The sequence below is a fragment of the Catellatospora bangladeshensis genome (genome assembly GCF_016862575.1).
In the GTDB taxonomy this organism is placed as follows: domain Bacteria; phylum Actinomycetota; class Actinomycetes; order Mycobacteriales; family Micromonosporaceae; genus Catellatospora; species Catellatospora bangladeshensis.
Genome location: NZ_BONF01000102.1, coordinates 1 through 1135, shown reverse-complemented (window position 1 = coordinate 1135; position 1135 = coordinate 1). Strand labels below are relative to the sequence as shown.

Here is a 1135-nt window from a genome sequence, read left to right as displayed (position 1 = left end):
CGGTTTCAAACGGTCGGTGCAACGAGTACCCGTTCCAGGGCCTCGGCTGGTGTCTGCCAGCCGAGGGTCTGGCGGGGGCGGCCGTTGAGTTCGACGGCCACGGTGTCGAGGTGGGCCTGGTCGATGGTGCGGAAGTCGGTCTTGCCTTTGGGGAAGTACTGGCGCAGCAGCCCGTTGGTGTTCTCGTTGGTGCCACGCTGCCAGGGGGCGTGGGGGTCGCACACGTAGATCGGGCACTTGGTCGCCAGGGTGAACGCGGCGTGGCCGGCCATCTCGTTGCCCTGGTCCCAGGTCAGCGACCGCACCAGATGCGTGGGCAGGCGGCCTAGCAGGTCACGGACCACGTCGAGGACCTCGGGGCTGGTCCGGCCGCCGGGCAGGGCGCCCAGCAGGACGTAACGGGTGCTGCGTTCCACGAGCGTCACGATTCCCGAGGTGCCGGCACGGCCGATGACCAGGTCACCTTCCCAGTGCCCCGGCACGGCCCGGTCGGTGGCCTCGGCCGGGCGCGCGGCGATGTGGATGTCCTCGGTGACCCAGGGCCTTCCGCTAAGCGCCTTACGCGCGGCCTGCGCGGCCCGGGACTGGCTGCGGCGTGCGCCACGGCCACTGCGCAGCGCGTCGTCGAGCAGTTCCCGCAGACTGCCGCGGGTCTGCAGGAAGACGGCCTGATAGATCGTCTCGTGCGACACATGCATCTCCGGCCGGTCGGTGAACTCGGTACGCAACCTGCCTGCGATCTGGGTGGGCGACCAGCGCAGCCTCAGCCATTGCACCACCTGATCACGCACCGGCCCGTCACCCAGCCGCCGGGCCTTGGGCCGTTTGCGGCGCTCACCGGCCTTGGCCTCGGCCCACCCGGCGCGATAGCCCCACCGGTACAGCCCACCACGTGTCGCGCCCAAAGGGTTCTTCACCCCGTGGCGGCTGGAGTTGGACCGGCGGATCTCCCGCCACACCGACGACACCGCGACCCCGACCACCGTCGCGATCTGGGCATATGTCGAACCCAGCCCCCACATGTTCTCGATCACCTGGCGGTGACCCGCCGTCAGCACATGAGCCTTCGCCACACCCGCTCCTCAAACGGTCCGTGCCTTGGTCAACGACCAATTGCACGGACCGTTTGAAACCG

Annotated in this window: 1 protein-coding gene; it reads right to left on the bottom strand. The window is 69.3% G+C overall.

Going from position 1 to position 1135, the window contains the following annotated elements; genetic code table 11:
* Positions 1 to 5: 5 nt before the first annotated feature.
* Positions 6 to 1073: an IS30 family transposase gene (locus Cba03nite_RS39415; RefSeq protein ID WP_203757693.1), complete on the bottom strand. Its 1068-nt coding sequence runs from the start codon at positions 1071 to 1073 to the stop codon at positions 6 to 8.
* Between the last annotated feature and the right edge of the window lie 62 nt (positions 1074 to 1135).